Raw genomic sequence first — 19,111 nt, 5'->3', positions numbered from 1 at the left:
GCGGAAAAGGAGAGTTCCAGGGGAAGGCGAACGGCGGGTGTCTCACTCGCACACGATCTCGTCACGCGGCGCGTAGTGCGTACGGAACGGCTCCCGCCGCACCTCCCGCCCGTCGTTGTAGAAGACCCGCTCCACGGTGACGTCGAACCCTTCGAGCGGTGTCTGCGGCACGCACTCCTTGTCGTGGCTCACCTTCTTCTCGGGCTGCTTCACCTCGGTGCGCGGGCCCTTGACCGACTTGACCTCGTCGTACTTCCGGGTGCCGAGGAAGGAGACGGTCACGGACGTGTCCGTGGACTCGGCCTGGATGTAGATCGCCTTGCCGGAGTCGTTGGCGAACCGCAGGTCCAGGCTGCCCCAGGCGACCGTCGCCTCGCGGCCCTCCGGGTAACGCTCGATGTAGAAGGAGTGCGCGCCGTGCTCCACGGGCTTGACCCCGGCGAAGAACAGCGCGTTGTACAGGGTCGTCGCCACGGACGAGACGCCGCCGCCCGACGCCTTCGTGAACTGGTTGTCGAGGATGATGATGCCCTCGACGAAGCCGTTGGCCTCGGTGCGCTCGCCGACGGTCCGGTTGAAGCTCCACGTCGCGCCCGGCCTGACCAGGGAGCCGTTGATCAGTTCCACGGCCCGGCCGATGTTCTTCGTGCGGTACTCCGCCGGTTCGAAGTGGACGGTGAAGGAGGACATCTTCTCCGTCAGCCCCAGTGCGGCGGCGTTCTCGCGGGTGATTTCGGGCTGGGTCCGCTTCACGGCCACCTCGCCGCTGCGGTCCGCGCCCGGCCTGGTGAGCAGCGGCAGGACCGCCTTGCCCAGCGCCTTGTCGGTGACCTTCTGGCCCACCCTGGCGTCCTGGGCCACCACGGCCTTGTCGCCTTCCGGCCGGAGCTTGGCGTTCTCGGCGGTCGTGGTGACGTCCTTCAGCGGGCCCGCCACGGCGGGATCAGCGCGCAGTCCCTCGGCGTCCAGCTCCGGTCTCAGTCTTCCGTCGCCGTCCGGCCGCATCTCCAGGTGCTCGCCCAGGACGGCCGGCCCGACCGTGAACCGCTTGCCGCCGGCGGTCAGCGTGACGGGCGCCGACATGGCCGGCTCGGCGAACGTGCGCACCGCCCGCCGTACCTCGTCTGCCGCGACCTTCGGGCGGGTCTCGCGGGCGGGCAGCGGCGTGACCGAGCGGGTGTCACCCCGCAGGCCCCGCAGGAAGGAGGAGCGCAGCGGGCCGACCGCGCCGGCCACGTCCAGCGAGTACCCCGTGCGCGGTGCGACCTCCTCGACCCGGCCGTCGTCGAAGGCGACGGCACCGTCCCGGACCTTCTGGTCGAGCCCCTTCGCCACCTGGCCGAGGGCGGCCCGGGCCTTGTCCTCGTCGAGGCGTAGGACCGGCTCGATGTCTCCGCCCGAGCGGAAGAAGCCGCCGATCACGCTGACCGGGCCGGCGCCGGTGCGTGCCGCCCGGTCGACGGTCTCCTCGGCGTCGAAGGAGAGCCCGGCGCGCCGCGGATCGACCGTGCCCGTGCGGTCACCGACCTTCACGCGCAGTTCCCGGGCCCCGGCCGCGTCCAGGTGCCGCTCCAGCTTGCGCACCGCCTCCGCACGGCTCAGGCCCCCGATCTCCACCCCGCGCACCGTCGTACCGGAGTCGATCTCCCCGCCCGTCAGCATCAGCCCGGCGAGATGCAGCCCGCCGACACCCACGGCCAGCGCGCCGCCGGCCAGGGCCAGGGGCGGGAGGGACGTGATGCGCGGGACGGAGGTGATGCGGGGGCGCATGGGTCTCCTGGAGATCGATGACGACGGTGCACCCGATGACGCGACGCTGCTGCGGGCAAACACATCAAGCTATGCATATTCGGGCGGCAGACCGGTATGGCCCAGACCACTTATGTCCGAGATCATTCCGGAACCGGCCGGTCCGCACCCGTATTCCCGCAGGGCCACAGAGTGATAACGGCGAACAACTGTCGGGTGGTTGGGGCCGTCTACGCCGACATGAAGATTTCTTTCCTGATTCACAACGCCTATGGAATCGGAGGCACGATCACCACCACGTTCAACCTCGCCGGGGCGCTCGCCGAGCGGCACGACGTGGAGATCGTTTCCGCGTTACGCCACCGCGAGCACCCCAACCTGGTCCTGGACCCCCGGGTGCGGCTGCGCGCGCTGGTGGACCTGCGCAAGGAGGCGGACCATCCGCTGCACCAGAGACCGGCGAAGGTGTTCCCGTCCGCCGAGTACCGCCACCACCAGTACAGCGAGCTGACCGACCAGCGGATCGGCGAGTGCCTGGAGGCGATCGACACCGACGTCGTCATCGGCACCCGCCCCGGCCTCAACGTGCACATCGCGCGGCAGGCCCCGCAGCGCGTCCTGCGCGTCGGCCAGGAGCACCTCACCCTGGACAACCACCCGCCCGCCCTGCGCACCGCACTGCGCCGCGCCTACCGCCGCCTCGACGTGATCACCACCGTCACGGAAGCGGACGCCGCGGCCTACCGGCGCAAGATGTGGCTGCCCGGCGTCCACGTCGAGGCCCTCCCGAACAGCGTCCCCGACCCCGCGCTGCCTCCCGCCGACGACACCGCCAAGATCGTCATCGCCGCCGGCCGGCTGGTCCCGGTGAAGCGTTACGACCTGCTCATCGAGGCGTTCGCCCAGGTCGCCGCCGCCCACCCGGACTGGCAGCTGCGCATCTACGGCAAGGGCGAACAGCAGCCCAGGCTGCGGGAACTCATCGAACGGCTCCGCCTGTGGAACAACGTGTTCCTGATGGGGGCCGCCACCCCCATGGAGGCCGAGTGGGCCAAGGGCTCGGTCGGCGCGGCCGCCTCCAACTTCGAGCCGTTCGGCATGACGATCGTCGAGGCGATGCGCTGCGGCCTGCCCGTCGTCAGCACCGACTGCCCCTACGGCCCCGGCGAGATCATCAAGGACGGCGCCGACGGCCGGCTGGTACCGGTCGGTGACGCCGACGCCCTCGCCTCGGCCCTGCTGGAACTCGTCGGCGACGACGAACGGCGCCGCCGCATGGGCCGTACCGCCCTGGAGAACGCGCGCCGGTTCGCCCCGGGCCCCGTCGTCGCCCAGGCCGAACGCATCCTGGAGGACGCCCTCACGGCCCGGACCACGGACCGACCGACCTCCACCCCCCAGAACCACCGGAGCAACAGCGCACTGATCGGCCGGAGCCACGCCGCCCGCGACGCGGCCCACGCCGCGGCCGCCGGCGCACTGCGCGCGATACGCAAGGGACGCCGATGACCACGCACCTCGACACCCACCTGCGCACCCACTGCGCGATCGACACGGACGGCCGCATCACCTTCCGCCTCCCGCAGGCCCCGGCCTCCCGTCCACAGCTGCTCCTCCGGCTGCGCCCCAAGAAGGGCCGCCCCGAGACGACGCTGCACCACCTCGACCTGGAGCCCGGCCGGACCGACGGCTACCTGCACGCCGTACTGGAGCCGCATCCGGCCCTCGACGAAGGCCGCTGGGACCTGTACCTGCTGCCCGAACCGGAAGCCGAACGCCAGCGGCTGCGCCCCGGCCTCAGCGACCTGCGCGCCCTCGTCGACGGCCACCTCCGCGACCGGCCCTCACCGGTCGCCGTCCGAATCCCGTACGTCACGAAGGACGGCTTCCTCGCGCTGAGGGCATGGCGGCGCACCGCCCACGCGGAGGCCCGCACCATCGACGTCACGCGGCAGGCCGTGACGGTCGAGGCCCGCCTGCACGGCGCCGAACTCCGCGAGGACGCCACCGTACGGCTGCGCCTGCGGGGGACCGGCACCGTACGGGACCTGCGCCCCCGGATCGACGACGACGGCAGGGACTTCTCCTTCACCGCCGGCCAGGAGGACCTGACGGGCGGCGCCGAAATCCCGGGCCGGATCTGGGACGCCTTCGTCCGGCCCACCGCCGACGCGCCGCCGGTCAGGATCGGCCGGCTCCTCGACGACGTGGCGGACCGCAAACACGTCTTCGTCTACCCGGCGCTCGCGGCGGGCGGATCGTCCGCACGCCCCTACTTCACCGTCGACAACGACCTCGCGATCGAGGTGACACCGACCGAATCGTCGATATGCCCGAAATGAAAATTCCTGGCCCCTCGGATGGTTATTTCGTCGGTACATCGCGACAGGCATGTGTGGATTCTGTGCAAAGCGGCGGCAAAAAGGTCAGGCGCCTGTCCACAACGGCCGTAAACGGGAAGGGGACTTGCGGCAATAACCAAACTCAAGTACCTAGATGAATCATGAACCTGTTCAACCGCGTCGTGCCGTCCCGCCGGCAAGCGCCGTCAGTCCCCCCACAGCGTCCCGCCGGCGCACCGGCTTCCCCCACCGCGGTCCTGCCCGACCCCGACCTGGCGAATCTCACCGGCGAATGGGTCGTCGACCCTGCTCACAGCAGGATCGGCTTCTCCGTCCGGCACGCCATGGTGACCACCGTGCGCGGTTGTTTCCTGGAGTACGAAAGCCTCCTCTACTTCGACGCCCGCAACCCCGCCCGATCGCGGGCCGACCTCACGCTGTTCACCGCCAGCGTCGACACCGGGGTGGAACAACGCGATGCCCACCTGGTCGGCCGGGACTTCCTGGATGCCGCGACGTATCCGCGTATGCGCTTCACCAGTACCGGGGTGGAACAGGCGGGCGCCGACCTCTTTCACATGTCCGGCGAGCTCACCATCAAGGGCATATCGCGGCCGGTCGTCCTGGAGATGACCTACATCGGGCACGTCACCGACCCCTTCGGTTACGAAAGAGTCGGATTCGACGGCACCACCACCATCAACCGCTCCGACTGGGGGCTGACGTACAACAGCAGGCTGGCCGAGGGAGGTGCGATGGTGAGCGAGAAGGTACGTCTGCAACTCGACATCGCCGCCATCCGCACGCCCCCGTCGGCCGGCTGACACCCCCTAGGGCCCGGCATCGCCGGGCCCGGCCACGACGCGGAACGTCGCCGGGCCCACCGTGATCACCCCGTCGCTCAGCGGCGTGCACCGCACACCGCCCCGCCCGCGCAGGGCGCGCTGGGCGCCGGGGCCGATGGTCACGTCCATCCAGGCGCACGGCCGGGCCGGCCGGTTCACGGCGAACAGCACCGGCCCGGTGCCGCAGTCGAGGGCGATCGTCGATCCGACGCAGGAGTCGATGTCGACGCCGCGGAGCAGGACGTTGCGGCGGGTCTGCCGCAGGTCGGCGTCAGCCGGGAGGTTCTCCGCGGCCATGAAGGTCACCGCCGCGTTCCGGTGGGCCGGCCTCGCGTAGTAACGGTCGCCGACCAGCCCCAGGCCGCGGCGCACCTCCACCCGGGGGACGCGCTCGTCGGACGGGCCGGGGGAGGGGCCGTCCGACGGCCGTCCGGCCAGCCGGTGAGCCGGCGACACCAGCAGTTGCAGCACCTCCACCTCGGTCATGGCGTCAACCCTATGCCGCGGTCGCCCCCACCCGGCGGGGCAACGGGAGGCGGACGGTCACTCGCGCTGCCTTCGCCCGACCCCGCCGTCCTCCAGAGGGGCCCGGGCGTCCGCCGTCTCGCCCGCGGTCAGGTGCTCCAGGACCTCGACCAGTTCATGGCACGCGCGCTCCACCGACCGCCGGGTGTGGATCTGCTCGGTGATCACGGCCGACAGGATCAGGGCCGTCAGGGCCATCGCCCCGTTGAACGCCTGGAGCTTGATCATCACCTCCACCCTGGTCAGCCGCTCGAACGGCCCGGCCCGGTCGGTCGCCGCCACCGTGGTCATGACCGACGCGAAGAGGGCGCACAGCATGCTGCCGGCCAGCTGGAAGCGCAGAGCCGCCCAGATCAGCAGGGGGTAGACGAGGAAGAGCAGACTGACCGAGCTGTGCGTGGTGAGCGGAACGGCACAGCAGACGATCAGCGCCAGGCCCGAGGCCTCCTTCCAGCGCGACAGGCGCAGCGGCGGGCGGACGCGGGACAGCAGGAGCAGCACCGGGGTGACGATCAGCACGCCCATCGCGTCACCCACCCACCAGGCCAGCCACACCGCCCAGAAGCCCGGCCATTCGAGTCTGCCCGTGGCGAGCAGGATGCCCGCGCCGGTGGTCGAGCTGATCAGCATGGCGGTGAGGGCGCCCAGGAAGACCAGGATGAGACCGTCCCGCAGTCGTGCCAGATCGGTGCGGAAACCCGTCCGGCGCAGCAGCAGGTACCCCACGACGGGGGCCACCGTGTTGCCCGCCAGCACGCCGAACGCCCAGGGGTCCAGGGATGTCAGGGACAGGATCACGAAGAAGGCGCCCAGGGCGATCCCCGGCCAGCAGCGCAGCCCGAAGATCAGCAGGAAGGCGACCGAGACGCCGGTCGGAGGCCAGATCGGCGTGACGACCGAGCCCTCTACGACCAGTTCCCGCAGCAGGCCGAGCTGCCCGGATGCGTAATAGCAGGCGGCGACGGCCGGCGTCAGCAGAGCGACGACGGCCGGCGTACGCGGATCCCGGCAACCCACCACAGCAGCCATGAGACACCGAGGCCGCCGCCGCGGCGAGGTGAGAGCGGGGCCCTGCGGCCCTATGGCTGAGCCTCCGGCCCGTCGAGGCCGACGACCAGCACGGCGGCGTCGTCATCGTGCCCCACCCGCTCCGCGCCCTTGATCAGGGCGGCCGCGAGCGCGTCCACGTCCATGCCCGCCACCGCCGCGATGCCCGCGAGCCGCATCACCTGGTCCAGGCCCTCCTCCAGCCGCAGGCAGGGCCCCTCCACGACACCGTCCGTGAGCAGCACGAACACCGCCCCCGTGGTCAGCTCGTACCGGCTCACCGGATAGGACACCCCCGCCTGGATCCCCAGCGGCGGCCCGCCCTCGTCCTCGGCGACGCCGGATTTCCCGTCGGCCGTGGCCCAGACACAGGGCAGGTGCCCGGCCCGCGCGCTCTCCAGCACACCGGCACACGGGTCGAGCCGCATGAACGTGCAGGTGGCGAACAGATCGGAGCTCAGCGACAGCAGCAGCTCGTTGGTCCGGGCCAGGACCTCGCCCGGCTCGCTGGTGACGGAGGCCAGGGCTCGCAGCCCGGCCCGCACCTGCCCCATGAAGGCGGCGGCTTCGATGTTGTGGCCCTGGACGTCACCGATGGACAGTCCGATCCGGCCGTCGCCCAGTGCGAAGGCGTCGTACCAGTCGCCGCCCACGTTGAGCCCCTGGCACGCGGGCTCGTACCGCACGGCGAGATGCAGCCGGCGGGCGACGGGCAGGTCGCGCGGGAGCATGCCGCGCTGCAGCGCGATGGCCAGCTCGACCCGCGATCGCTGCATCTCGGCTTGCGCACGCGCCTGGGCCGTCAGCGCCCCGAGCCTGGTCAGCAGCTCGTCGCCGTCGTCCGTCGTGCCGGTGCGGGCCATTGATCACTCCGGCGAGGATGGTCACGATCGGTGACGACCCTCGAAGGCGAATCACCTAATTTACGTCCATAGGATGATACTTGGCCGGAGCCCCGTCGACGACTCGCGCTCCCCGCGCCCGCCCGACCGCCGCAAGGACGAAGGTGACGCTGATCAGCAACGCCCAGGCGCCGAATTTCTCCACCCCGACCGGCTCCCAGCCGTGCTCCTGGTACGGATAGCGCCAGGCGCCGACGAGGGTGGCCAGGTTCTCCGCCACCCACAGGAAGAACCCGATCAGGACGAACGACAGCGCCAGCGGCATCCGCCGGCGCACACCCCGCACCGTGAAACACACCGACGTCCCCGCGGTGACGGCCAGCAGCAGCCCGGCCAGCACCCAGCGGGCGTCGGGCAGCCAGTGATGGCTGAAGAAGTTGACGTATATGGCCGCGGCCACCACCGCCGTCGCCCGCGGCCGGTAGCGCACGAGGCGGAGATCGAACAGATGCCAGGCCCGGCACACGTAGCTGCCCACGGCCGCGTACAGAAACCCGCCGTACAGCGGAACACCGGCGAACTTCAGCACGCCCGGCTCCGGGTAGCTCCACGAACCGAGCGACACCTTCACCAGCTCGAAGGCCAGACCGATGACGTGACAGACCGTGATGACGGCGACGTCCCGCCCGTTCTCCCAGCCCCGCAGCCAGAACACCAGCGTGAGCAGCACGCCGTAGACCACCAGCAGGTCGTAGCGCGCCACGGGAAGGTCGGGCAGCAGGGTGGACACGGCCACGCCGGACAGCAGCGCGATGGCGAACGCGCACGCCCGGGTCTGCGCCCAGGCGAAGTCGAGCAACTGCCGAACCGGCGCGGCCCAGGGGTCGGTGAGGCTTGGAAGGATCATGGTGCCCTGTAGGACGGGCTCGCGCGCCTACCGGTTGCAGTGACTCTCCCCGGCCGCCGGCACCCGCCCGCCCCGGGCCACGCCGTCCCCGGCCGCGCGATCCCGGGCTTCCGCCACGGCCTCCCGCAGCAGCCGGGCAAGGCGCAGGTCCGCGTCAGGCGCGGCGCACAGCACCCGGAGTGCGTGTTCCAGATGCCGCCGCCCCGGGCCACGCCACCACACCAGATCCGCGGCGCGGCCCGGCAGCCCGCCCGCCGGGACGTGAGCGAGCTTCTCGCTCAGCCGACGGCAGGCACGGCCGTGCCGGGCCAGACGCCGGGACGCGGGTCGCAGCACGCGCGCCGCATCCACGACCGAGCCGACGAGCAGCGACGCATACGCCCTGTCCGCGGGACGGGCGTCGGCGAGTTCGGCGGCCAGCGGCCACAGGGCGTGCCGGGTGGCGTCACCGACGCTGTCGTTGACCACACGGGCCAGAGCCGCGAGCGCCGGATGCGTACCGGGCGGGCTGTCGGTGAACCGCCCGCCGGCCAGCAACGCGGCGCTCTCCATCAGGCAGGCGCCGTCGTCGGGGTGCAGATGCGTGAAACGCCCGGGCGTCGGAAGGCCGTCCGGCGGGCGCGGCGCAAAGGCGACCAATGTGGGCCTCCCGGCTGGGATCACAGACCGGTGACGGCGTGCAGAACGAGGTAGATCGCGGCGGCGGGAATCCCGGCACCGAAGAACGTGAGCACCCAGGCCGTGACGATGGAGCGGGCCACTTGCCAGCGTACGTCCGAGGCGCGCCGGGTGGCACCGGCACCCAGAATGGCCGCGGTGATCGTCTGTGTGGTGGAGATCGGCGCCTTCAGCAGGAACGCGGTGGTGTAGAGGACGCTCGCGGCGGCGGTCTCGGCGGCGAACCCGCGCGGCGGATCGAGGTGCACGATGCGCCGGCCGACCGTGGTGATGATGCGACGCCCGCCGCTGTAGGTACCGGCGGCCATGGCGGCCGCCACGGCGGCGATCACCCACACCGGAACGGAGAAGTCGTCCTGCCGGCCCGCCGTGACGAGGGCGAGCACGATGACCCCCATGGTCTTCTGGGCGTCCTGCAACCCGTGCCCCAGCCCCATCGCGGCGGCGGAGACGGTCTGTGCCATACGGAAGCGGTGGGTGGTCCGGCGGGGCGTCGAACGACGGAACATCCACAGGATGGCCACGTGCAGCAGATAGCCGAGGGCCACGCCGACCAGCGGGGAGAGCAGCATCGGCAGGATGACCTTGTCCACGATCCCGGACCAGTGCACGGTGGCCGAAGCGGCGAGCGCGGCACCGACCAGCCCGCCGATCAGCGCGTGCGAGGACGAGGTCGGCAGCCCCCGCCGCCAGGTGAACACGTTCCAGCCGATGGCCCCGAGGAGCGCGCACAGCACCAGCAGCAGACCCGACTTGCCCTCAGGTGCGCCGATGATGCCGCTGCCGACGGTCTGGGCGACCTCGGTCCCGAGGAAGGCGCCGAAGAAGTTCATCACCGCGGCCATGGCCAGCGCCACGCGCGGCGTCAGGGCCCGGGTGGAGATCGAGGTGGCGATCGCGTTCGCGGCGTCGTGGAAGCCGTTGGTGAAGTCGAAGGTCAGTCCCACGATGATGATCAGCACCACCAGGGTGAGCTCCATGACCGATCACCTTTCCGCGGGCAGAGCGCCGGACCGTCACGGGCGCTGTCGGCGCACGGGTCCATCGTGCCGCGAAACCCACGGACGGACCCGCCCGGAGCAGCGGTAGTGGGACGAGAGGAGAGAGGGATCCGTTTTACGGTGTCCTAGTGCGATCTGTTCCGAAATGGGTCCTGTTGTCGTCGGCGTGTGCCCCTGCCGTGTTGATCATCGGCTGGATGGTGGCGGCGGCACTGCAGGGACCCGCCTACGACCCAGCCGCCCAGACCATCAGCGTCCTGGCGGCCCCCGGAGGCTCGGGCTACTGGGTGATGACAGGCGCGTTCATCACTCTGGGCGTCTGCCACCTGCTCACCGCCTGGGGACTGCGCCCGGCCGCGACGCCCGGCCGGCTGGCCCTGGCGGCCGGGGGAGTGGCCGCCCTGGCGGTGGCCATTGTCCCGGCGCCGAGCAGCGGCGGCTCCCTGGGGCATGGCTCGGTCGCCGCCGTCGGCTTCGCCGTCCTGGCGGCATGGCCCGTCCTGGCCATCCGAACCGGCGACAGCGTCCCCTGGGCCCTGCGCCCCTTACCGTCCCTCGGAGCCACCGCGGTGATGGCGGTGGGCGCGGCATGGTTCCTGGTCGAGACGCACCTCCACGGCGTCGCCGGTGTCGCCGAACGCGCGGTCACGACCCTCCAGTCGGTGTGGCCGTTCGTCGTGGCCCTGTCCTGCCTGCGCCACTGCACCCCGCGAGGTGTCCCAAGGTGACGGCCCGGGGTACTCCACCGCGGCCCGACCCACTCAACTGCGCGACCAGTCCCGGCCGCTCGATCTACTGCCCGACGGAGTCCCAGTCGGTTCACGGCAGGGACGTGAAGCCCTCGCGTCACGACCAAAAGAACGCCGTACGTACGCTCTTGGTACGCGAAACCTTCGCTCCACGCTAGGGTGGCGGAGCAGGAGGTGCCCGATGTCGGAGCTGTTCGACGCGGTCGACGCGCTGGTCGCGTCCCGCTCCCCGCTGCCGCCGCCGGCGGAACGCAAGCGGCTGCGCCAGGCGCACGGCCTGACGCTGGACGAGGTGGCCGCCGCGCTGCAAGTGCGGCGTGCGACGGTCAGCGGCTGGGAGGCCGGCAAGACCGAACCGCGCCCGCCCGAGCGCGACGCATACGCCCGCCTGCTGAAGCAGCTCGCCCAGCTCTACCCTGCCCCCGACGCCGCGGCGCCCCCGAAGGACACGACGGACACCTCGGTTACGGAGACGCCCGCCGCCCCTGCCGCACCGGCGCCGTCCGCGGCCGAACCGCCCCGGGCCCGTGCGGGATCCGCAGGCCCGGCTGCGGAGGATCCACCCGGGAACGCCGCACCTCGCGCCGCCGTACCGCGTCCGGCGGGCGCCACGACCAGGCCGACGCCGACGTCGCGCCGTCCCGGCACCAAGAAAGCCGCCCCGGCGAACACCCCGGTGACCGACGCCGACCCGCGGTTCGCGAACGGCCCGCTGCTCGTCATCGACGTCGACAACGGCTCCCGGGTGACCGGGTACGGCATCGGCGGCCTGGTCCTCGACGTGCCCGCCAAGTCGCTTCCCGCGCTGGTGGAGTGGACGCTGACGGAGGCTCAGCTCGGGGCGGGCAGGCTGCACGGCTCCGGCAGGGATGCCGACCCCCTGCTCGTGCTCACCGAGCGCGCGTGCGAGCGGTACGGGCTGCCGGTGGCGCTCTCGGACGCCGAGCGGCTCACCGGACGCCTCCCGGACGGCCACAAGATCCTCAAGCAACTCGACCGGGCCGACTGGCAGTTGACCAAGCGAGGGTTCGGGCCGTGGGCGCGGGTCTACCGCCCCGCCCAGGGCCGCCGGCGCCAGTGCGTGCAGCTGTGCATCCCCTCGTGGGACGCGCTCGACGCCCGCACCTGGGGCCACGCCGCGCAGCTCGAGCCGGCGGAACTCGCCCGCGTGCTCGGCACCTACGCGGCCCGCGTGATGACACCGCGCGGCTCGACGGCCGTCACCGGCCTGGAACTGATGACCGCGCTCAACCCGCCGACCCGGGCGAGCGAGGCGGACGAGACGGGGAAGCGGCACAAGGAGCACCGGCCCGGTTCGCTGGGCGAGCACCCGATGGACTGCGCCCCGTGCGAGGCCCCGGACGGGCACCCGCTGCTCGCCGGCCTGCCCCGCTTCCACCAACGGGGCCCGGACGAGATGCTGTTCGAGGAGGCGTACGACTGGGCACGTGAGCTCACCGACGCCGAGTGCATGCAGCGGTACCTGGTCGGCATCGACGTCAATCTCGCCTTCGGCGCCGCTGCCAACGGTGCCGTCGTCGGCCTGGCGACGCCGCCGGTGCACGTCACCGACCCCGTCTTCGACCCGACGCTGCCCGGGTCATGGCTGGTCGACCTCTCCCACGTCGACCTCTCCCGCGTCCTGGTCGGCAAGCAGTGGCGCCGGCTCGAGAGCGCGTTGCTGCCCAGCCCGTTCACACCGACCGGCGAGCGCCCGCAGGGCCCGGCCTGGTACGCGACTCCGACGGTGGCGTACGCCGTGGAACTCGGCTACGACGTCGCCCCGATCGAAGCCTGGGTGCGGGAGGACAAGGGCAGGTTCCTGGACGGCTGGTACAAGCGGCTGCGTGACGCGTACGTCGACACCATGGCCGACCTGGGTGTGGGCGAGAAGCTGCCCACCCGGGAGTTCCTGGAGGCCATGGACGGCTGCAAGCAGCGCGATCCGGAGATGGCGATCGTCCTCGACGCGGTGAAGTCCACGGTGAAGGGCGGCATCGGCAAGCTGCGGGAACGGGCGCGGGGCGGCGGCTGGAAGCCCGGACAGCCCTGGCCGGCCCTCTCCCGCCCGACGTGGCGGCCCGACATCCGCGCCACCGTCATCTCCCGGGCCCGGATCAACATGCACCGCAAGATGCTCAACCTGGCCGCGGCGACCGGCCGGTATCCGGTGGCGGTCCTGTCCGACTGCGCCGTCTACGCCGCCGACGGTCCCGGCCCGCTCCACGTCCTGCCGTACGACGCCGACGACAAGACGGTGCCCGGCAGCTTCCGGCTCGGGGTGTCACCGGGGATGGTCAAGCACGAGGGCACCCAGACCACCCTGTGGGCCGAAGCGGTGCGGGAGAAGTACGGGCAGGTCCTCAACCTCGCCCGCTACATCAAGACCGGTGAGGTCACAGCCAAGGACGACGGAGAGTAGGGGAGCGGGCCGATGGACACGGTCGGGGACGGTCTCGACGCCGCGCTGCGGAAGGCGTTCACACGCCCGATCCCCAAGAGCGCGGGCGCGCAGATGCGCTACCTGGTCAGACAGCTCAAGGGCACCAGGCCGGTCGCCGAGTTGCTCGGCATCACCCAGCGCACCGTCGAACGGTATGTGAAGGACCAGATCAGAAGACCCCGGCCCGACCTCGCGCGGCGCATGGAACGCGAGGTCACGCAGCGGTGGCAGCCCCAGATCCGGGCCAGGGCCAAAGACACCGCGGCCACCACCGGCGGCATCGTCATCGACACCCGCGCCCGGTTCGGCTACACGGCCGCCCCCGGCTCCACCGACGACGCCCGGCTGCGCCACCTCACCGTCGCGCTGCCCCCGCAGTACGCCGCCCGCCTCTTCGAGACGAAGGAAGCCGGCGGCACGGAACAGCAGCTGCGCGACATCGCGGCCGAGGCACTGGGCGAGGTGTACTTCCGCGACAACGGCCGCCGCGCCCAGGGCCTCGAAGTCGAGTTCACCGACGTGGAGCACCTGGAGTTCGACCTCTGACCGTCGATCAAAAGGAAGCGTATTCGGTCCGCCTAAGTCGGAGGTGTAACACGACGCTGCTCGCGCGGCGCAGAAGTAGGCAGAAACGAGCCAGTCCGAGGCTGAATCCCGCTGCCTGGGGCGCCCCCCTGCAAACCTCTCACGCGCGAGATGGGAATTTCCTGTGAACAACACCGACCCGGTTTCCGGCTACCAGACCTATGACCAGCCGCCGGGGCATGGCCGCCCCGCGCGCGACCAGGCCACGTCGCGGCGGATAGCCCTTGCCACCTGCACGATCGCCGACGTGGCGGCTGGTCTGCTGGGCCTGTGGATCGTGCTTTACCTGCTCGACGCGAACCAGGCGAATCCCTTTGTCGAGTTCGTTCACGGAACGGCGGACTGGCTGTCCGGATGGGCACAGGATATTTTCACGATGGACACCAAGGGGCTGCGTGTTGTCCTCAATTACGGCCTCCCGGCGGTCATCTATCTGCTGATCGGCCATGGAATCGCGGCCCGGCTCAACCGGGCCTGAGGGCATTACCGGGGGCCGAGCAGCGGAGTGTCCGGTGCCGGGGCGACAGCCCGCCCGCCCCGGCACCGGGGAGCCGTGTCACTCCTCGTCGCGCAGCCGGGCCGCCAAGGAAGTCAGCGGCTCGGTCTCGTCCGTGTGGCCCAGGGGAGTGAGGCGGGAGACCGCCGCGTCGAGGCGAGCGAGGGCGGGGGCCGGGCGCTCCAGGTAGAGGCCCTCCACCACGGCCGCGAGACGGACGCACTCGGCCCACTCCGCGGCGTGGTCCTGCTCCGCTCCCGGCTCGCCGAGCAGGGCGAGGGCCTTGTCCAGGGCGGCCAGGGCGTCCTCGTACTCACCGGTGTAGGCGTTGACCCGCCCGTACTCATAGGCCAGGGCGGTGTCCAGGGAACGGCCGCGGGCCTCGTACCCGGTGGCACGGGCCTCGTCCGCGACGCGGCCGGCGTCGGCGAGGAACGCGAGCGCGCCGGCCAGGCCGTCGGGGCCCTGCTGCTGGCCCTGGAGGCGGGCGAGTTCGCGCAGGCAGTTGCTGAGCTGCTCGTAGCGCGGATCCCGGGCGTGGGCGGCGAGTGCCTGCTCCGCCGCTTCGCGGGCCCGGCCGAACTCGCCGGACTCGCCGAGGAGTACGGCGGTCTCCGCGGCGATGACGGCGTGGCTCCCCGGGTCGTCGTCCCAGCCTGCCGACTCGGCCGCGAGGGCGACGAACTCCGCGGTGGCGGCCTTGAGATCGTCTCCCGCGTGCAGCGCGCGGGCGCGGGTCAGGCGCAGCTGCGCGACGAGCCGGTCGTCCAGTTCTCCGGCGGCGACGTCCGGTTCGGCCAGCAGGGAGTCGAGCAGCGCGATGCAGTCCTCGACGCGGCCCAGGTCGAGGCTGAGCTGAGCCGCGTTGCTGTAGGTGCAGAACGCGTCCGTCCGGCTGCCGCGGCGAAGCTCCATCTCCGCGGAGCGCGTCAGATGCCGCAGTGCCTCGTCGGGGCGGCCCAGGTGCATGCAGGCCTCGGCCAGATCACCGTGCAGGCGGCTGGTGTCGACGGCGTCGGCCGGCCATTCGGCGGCCAGTCGCAGCCCCTCGGCCAGGTCCGCGTACGCGGCCTGCGCGTCGCGGAGAACGAGCTGGAGCCTGCCCCGCAGTCCGAGCGTGCGGGGCAGGTGCCAGGCGGGGCCGTGCGCCCTCAGCCGGTCGAGGAGGGCGTCGATCTCCGTGACCGCGGCGGGCAGGTCGCCGGAGATGGCGTACGTAGTGGCCCGCAGCAGCAGGGCGCCGGAGATCTGCCCGACGACGTCGTGCCGGGTGGCGAACGCGTGCAGCAGGTCCACCTCGGCGAGCGCCGACGCGACGTGTTCCTCGCTCCTCGACGCCTGTAGCCGCAGACCGAGCGCGGTCGCCCGCAGCCGCAGCAGGCGGGCCTCCTGGTGCGGGGCCAGGCCGGGCGTCTCCTCGTGCAGGCGGACCATGGACGCGTGAGCGGCGGTCAGCGCGGTGGCCGTCGCCTCGGTCGCGTCGTCGCCCTGGGCCGGGATCTCGGCGGAGGTGAGCAGGGCACTGGCGCGGGCGACCGCCGCGTGCCCCGGCAGCCCGGCGTCGGCGTACAGGCCCGCGGCCTCCTCGTAGAGACCGGCGGCGACGGCGAACTCGTCCTTGTCGCTCGCCCGGCTCGCCTCGTCGGCCAGCAGGTCCGCGCGCAGTTGTACGAGCGGGCCCACGGCCGGGTCGTCGGGGTGCGTGTAGTCGCGGGCGGCGACGAGCGTCCGCAGCCGCGCCCAGCAGGCGTGTGCGTCCGGGTGCCCCCGCTCCTCCGACTTCCTTGCGTGGAGGATGAGTTCCGCCAGGTCATCGGGGACGGCGGCGGTCGTACGGCCGGCGGTCGCGGTGACGGCGGCGACGGGGGCGGCGGCCGGGGCCACGTCGTCGAGGCCGCGACTGCGCAGCGTCAGTTCCAGCGCGTCCACGAGCGGGGCACGGTCGAGGCGGGCCCTGCGCCGGTCGGTGTGCGCCGTGGTGCCGTTGCGGGCGTCGAAGCGGGCGGCGAGGTCGTCGGCACGGCCGCGCACCTCGGCGCGCAGGCCTGCCACCGTCCAGGTGCGGCCCGCGTATCCGGCGGCGGGCAGTTCGCCGTGGCCGAGGTGCTCGACGCGCTGGAGGAGGACCTCCACGCCGGTGAGGAAGCCGAGCAGGTCCAGCGGCGAGTCGATCTCGTCGAACAGGTTCCGGTTCTCGGAGAGCAGTTCCAGGCCGCGGGCCTCGTTGCCGGTCAGCGCGCAGAACTCCAGGTGCCGGCCGACCTCCTGCGCCATCGAGGGGTTGCGGCGGCAGCCGCGGTAGCCGGCGAGGTGCAGTTCACGGGCCCGGTCGGTGCGGCCGGTGCGCAGCAGCGGCAGCAGGGCGTACGACACGGAGCGGGCCGGCTCCTCCTGGCAGGACTCCTTCCCGGCCAGGACGGGCTCCCAGGTGCGCAGCGCCCGCTCGTCGTCCCCGGCCGTCAGGTGGTACAGGGCGCGCTCGCAGGTCTCACAGGCCTCGCAGTCGCTGAGCCGGGTGCGGGTGCGGGCCGCCCACAGTTCGTAGGCGGGGGTGGTGTCCTCGCCGACGTGGGCGGCGAGCTGATACGCCTGTCCGTAGTAGGGCTGCAGGCCGAGGCCGGCCTTCTCGTACCGGTCGCGCATCTCGGTGAGCCACTGGCGCAGGCTGGACAGGGGTATCTCGGGCAGCTGGCGCAGGGCGTGGGCCACCCACTTGAACCGCCAGAACAGCATGTGGCGCAGGCGCTCGTCGAAGACGTCGGGCTGCTCGTCGAAGAGGGTGAGCAGGCGGGCGAAGACCACGGGCGACTTGCGGGGTTCGGAGCCGTAGGTGTACGCCTCCTGGAGTTCGAGGAGCGCGTGGATGAGCGGGACGGGTTCCGCGAACTGCTCGGCGGCGTCGACGAGTTCCTCGGCGGTGACGGTGCGGGTGCGGCCGTAGGGGCGCCGGTCGTTCTCCCGGAGCGCCTCGTACAGCTCGTCCGTGCTCTGGGGATGGGGTGCGGTGGGCATCGTCAGCTGTCCTTGCGGAGGGCGTGGGCGAGGAGGTCGAGGAAGGAGCGGTTGATGAGGCTCGATTCGGCCGGCCTGAGCGGGCGCCGGGACAGCATCGCCGCCTGCCCGTAGAGGGCTTCGGCGCTGGTGCGGGCCAGTTCGGGCTCGTCGATGGTGACGGCGGTGCGGACCAGCGGGTTGAGCTGGTTGAGGATCAGCTGGGCCCGCGGGGCCTCCTGGCGCAGGGCGCCGAGGATGTCGCCCCACAGGCCGCCCTCCTGCTCACGGGCGAGCTGGGAGCGGGTGCGCTCGTGCCGGGCCTCGCGGCTGTCGACGAGCAGGGCGGGGGCCGAGGCGGGCTGGAAGGTGCGCAGCGCGACGTCGCAGTCGAACACGGCGAGGGCGTCCCGGGCCTGGGCGAGGTAGGCCGCCGCGGCGAGTTCCGTCTCCCGGTCGACGGGGTCGAGGTGGGCGGTGAGGGTCGCCGGGTCGAGGTCGGCGACACTGGCCTCGGGCCTGATCTCGGGCAGCCGGTGGACCAGTTCACGGTCGTAGGTGTAGCCGCCGTTGACGACGCCGAGCCCGGCGGCCGAGGCGATCGCGGCGACCTGCCGGAACTCCTCCACGGTCGACGTCACGAGGACGGTGCGGTGGGTGCGGGCGAACTCGTCGAGGGTGGTGTGGCCGTCGGTGGTCTCGAACGGCAACCAGGGCAGCAGCATCCGCAGGATCTCGTCGTCGTGCACGGCCAGCGACTTCACGGCCAGGTGATGGGCCTGGAGGAAGCGGCCGAGCAGGTCCGGGTCGCTGGCCGCGGCCCGGGCGATCCAGGCACGCAGCCGCTCGGCGAGGGCGTCGCGGACGGCGGCGAGCGTGTCGTCCTCGTACAGGGACTCGCGGGACGCCGTCGGGCGCAGGCTCTCGGCGTCGACGACGCAGCGCACGAAGAACGCCCAGTCGGGCAGGATCTCCTCGGCCTGCTCGGACAGCAGCATGCCCTTGACGTGCACGCGGTGGCCGTGGCGGCGCCCGGCCGGCACCGCCTCGGGCAGCACGCACGCGATGCCCTTCAGGCCCACGGCCGGCAGGTCCAGCTCGATGGTGTCCAGCGGCGTGAACCCGAAGACCTCCTCGCCGTACGCGGCCAGCGCCCGGGAACGGGCTCCCGGCGTGGGGTACGTACGCGTCCAGGGGGCGGGCTCGGGGTTGACGCGCACCCCCGGATCACCCGGGCCGCCTGTGCCGTCGTCGAAGGTGACCGGGTGGCGCAGCAGGGAGCCGAAGTGCCGGGCCAGCGCGTGCACCTGCGCCGGGCGGGTCCACTCGCCCGCGTCGGCGCGCGGCGTCAGCGTGACGGTCGTGCCGGGCCGGGGACGGGCGGAGGCGGCCAGGGTGCGGACGGTGTAGCTGCCGTCGCCGCGTCCCCGCCACTCCACGGCGGGCGCGTCGGGCGTGCGGGCGGAGCGGCTCAGGACGTGGATCTCGTCCGCGACCAGGAAGCAGGAGAGCAGGCCGATGCCGAACTGGCCGATGAAGTCCGCGCGTTGCTCGGCGACCTGCTCGGCACGCTTGCTGCTGCGGCCGATCGTGGCGAGGAAGGTGTGGACGTCGGCCTCGGTGAGGCCGACGCCGTCGTCCTCGACGCGGACCACCGAACCGTCGGCGTACAGGCGGATGCCGAGGGGACCGGCGGAGGCGGACGGTTCCAGGCCGTACCGGGCGGTCAGCGCGTCCACCGCGTTCTGCATCAGTTCGCGCAGGTAGACGCGGGGGCTGGAGTAGAGGTGATGGGAGAGGAGGTCGACGAGGCCGCGCAGATCCACCTGGAAGGTGCGGTCGGCGCCGGACGGGTTCGTGGCGGTGTCGGGCAGAGTCATCGGGCAGTCCGGAGGGGGAGGGAGGGCGAGT

General features: G+C 72.2%; 16 protein-coding genes. 7 read left to right on the top strand and 9 right to left on the bottom strand.

The annotated features are described in order from the left end of the window. Positions 1–42 precede the first annotated feature (42 nt). A complete protein-coding gene (locus QF034_RS01640; RefSeq protein WP_307173189.1) occupies positions 43–1,770 on the bottom strand; it encodes a VanW family protein in 1,728 nt (575 codons plus the stop codon). A gap of 219 nt (positions 1,771–1,989) precedes the next feature. On the opposite strand from QF034_RS01640, the gene QF034_RS01635 reads away from it, so the two are divergent. From QF034_RS01635 to QF034_RS01625, 3 genes are all read left to right on the top strand, one after another. Continuing rightward, positions 1,990–3,258: a glycosyltransferase family 4 protein gene (locus tag QF034_RS01635; protein WP_307173187.1), complete on the top strand. Its 1,269-nt coding sequence runs from the start codon at positions 1,990–1,992 to the stop codon at positions 3,256–3,258. Continuing rightward, positions 3,255–4,091, top strand: a complete 837-nt coding sequence (locus QF034_RS01630; RefSeq protein WP_307173186.1) for a transferase — start codon at positions 3,255–3,257, stop codon at positions 4,089–4,091. Before QF034_RS01635 ends, QF034_RS01630 begins: the two co-directional genes overlap by 4 nt. A gap of 161 nt (positions 4,092–4,252) precedes the next feature. Continuing rightward, positions 4,253–4,915: a YceI family protein gene (locus QF034_RS01625; protein WP_307173185.1), complete on the top strand. Its 663-nt coding sequence runs from the start codon at positions 4,253–4,255 to the stop codon at positions 4,913–4,915. 6 nt (positions 4,916–4,921) lie between these two features. Here QF034_RS01625 and QF034_RS01620 read toward each other — a convergent pair whose 3' ends face one another. The 6 genes from QF034_RS01620 to QF034_RS01595 are packed head-to-tail and all read right to left on the bottom strand — an operon-like array spanning position 4,922 to position 9,915. Further along, a complete protein-coding gene (locus QF034_RS01620; protein ID WP_307173184.1) occupies positions 4,922–5,422 on the bottom strand; it encodes a molybdenum cofactor biosysynthesis protein in 501 nt (166 codons plus the stop codon). Positions 5,423–5,479: 57 nt separating this feature from the next. After that, a complete protein-coding gene (locus QF034_RS01615; protein ID WP_307173183.1) occupies positions 5,480–6,490 on the bottom strand; it encodes an MASE1 domain-containing protein in 1,011 nt (336 codons plus the stop codon). 50 nt (positions 6,491–6,540) lie between these two features. Continuing rightward, a complete protein-coding gene (locus QF034_RS01610) occupies positions 6,541–7,371 on the bottom strand; it encodes a PP2C family protein-serine/threonine phosphatase (RefSeq protein WP_307173182.1) in 831 nt (276 codons plus the stop codon). Positions 7,372–7,426: 55 nt separating this feature from the next. Further along, positions 7,427–8,257 carry a DUF817 domain-containing protein gene (locus tag QF034_RS01605; RefSeq protein WP_307173181.1) on the bottom strand — a complete coding sequence of 277 codons (831 nt, stop codon included), beginning with the start codon at positions 8,255–8,257 and terminating at the stop codon, positions 7,427–7,429. Positions 8,258–8,284: 27 nt separating this feature from the next. Next, positions 8,285–8,896, bottom strand: a complete 612-nt coding sequence (locus QF034_RS01600) for a hypothetical protein (protein WP_307173180.1) — start codon at positions 8,894–8,896, stop codon at positions 8,285–8,287. Between the two features lie 20 nt (positions 8,897–8,916). Then, complete coding sequence (locus QF034_RS01595; protein ID WP_307173179.1) at positions 8,917–9,915, bottom strand: inorganic phosphate transporter; 999 nt, start codon at positions 9,913–9,915, stop codon at positions 8,917–8,919. Positions 9,916–10,064: 149 nt separating this feature from the next. On the opposite strand from QF034_RS01595, the gene QF034_RS01590 reads away from it, so the two are divergent. The 4 genes from QF034_RS01590 to QF034_RS01575 all read left to right on the top strand — a co-directional run bounded on the left by QF034_RS01590 (position 10,065) and on the right by QF034_RS01575 (position 14,191). Beyond that, on the top strand, positions 10,065–10,664 hold the full coding sequence (locus QF034_RS01590; protein WP_307173178.1) for a DUF998 domain-containing protein: 600 nt from the start codon (positions 10,065–10,067) through the stop codon (positions 10,662–10,664). Positions 10,665–10,866: 202 nt separating this feature from the next. Beyond that, positions 10,867–13,107 carry a telomere-associated protein Tap gene (tap, locus tag QF034_RS01585; protein WP_307173177.1) on the top strand — a complete coding sequence of 747 codons (2,241 nt, stop codon included), beginning with the start codon at positions 10,867–10,869 and terminating at the stop codon, positions 13,105–13,107. 12 nt (positions 13,108–13,119) lie between these two features. Further along, positions 13,120–13,674: a telomere-protecting terminal protein Tpg gene (gene tpg / locus QF034_RS01580; RefSeq protein WP_307173176.1), complete on the top strand. Its 555-nt coding sequence runs from the start codon at positions 13,120–13,122 to the stop codon at positions 13,672–13,674. 163 nt (positions 13,675–13,837) lie between these two features. After that, the gene (locus QF034_RS01575) at positions 13,838–14,191 is read left to right on the top strand and encodes a hypothetical protein (protein WP_307173175.1); all 354 of its coding nucleotides are present in this window, start codon (positions 13,838–13,840) and stop codon (positions 14,189–14,191) included. A 78-nt stretch (positions 14,192–14,269) separates the two neighbouring features. Here the strand turns inward: QF034_RS01575 and QF034_RS01570 are convergent, their stop codons facing one another. Together QF034_RS01570 and QF034_RS01565 are read right to left on the bottom strand one after the other, a co-directional pair. Then, positions 14,270–17,221 (bottom strand): hypothetical protein, encoded by a 2,952-nt coding sequence (locus QF034_RS01570; RefSeq protein ID WP_307173174.1) that lies wholly within the window; start codon positions 17,219–17,221, stop codon positions 14,270–14,272. 2 nt (positions 17,222–17,223) lie between these two features. Continuing rightward, positions 17,224–19,080: an HSP90 family protein gene (locus tag QF034_RS01565; RefSeq protein WP_307173173.1), complete on the bottom strand. Its 1,857-nt coding sequence runs from the start codon at positions 19,078–19,080 to the stop codon at positions 17,224–17,226. Between the last annotated feature and the right edge of the window lie 31 nt (positions 19,081–19,111).

Origin of the sequence: Streptomyces africanus (assembly GCF_030816955.1) — a bacterium.
GTDB classification, from domain to species: Bacteria; Actinomycetota; Actinomycetes; order Streptomycetales; family Streptomycetaceae; genus Streptomyces; species Streptomyces africanus.
This window is presented reverse-complemented; position numbering and strand designations above follow the sequence as displayed.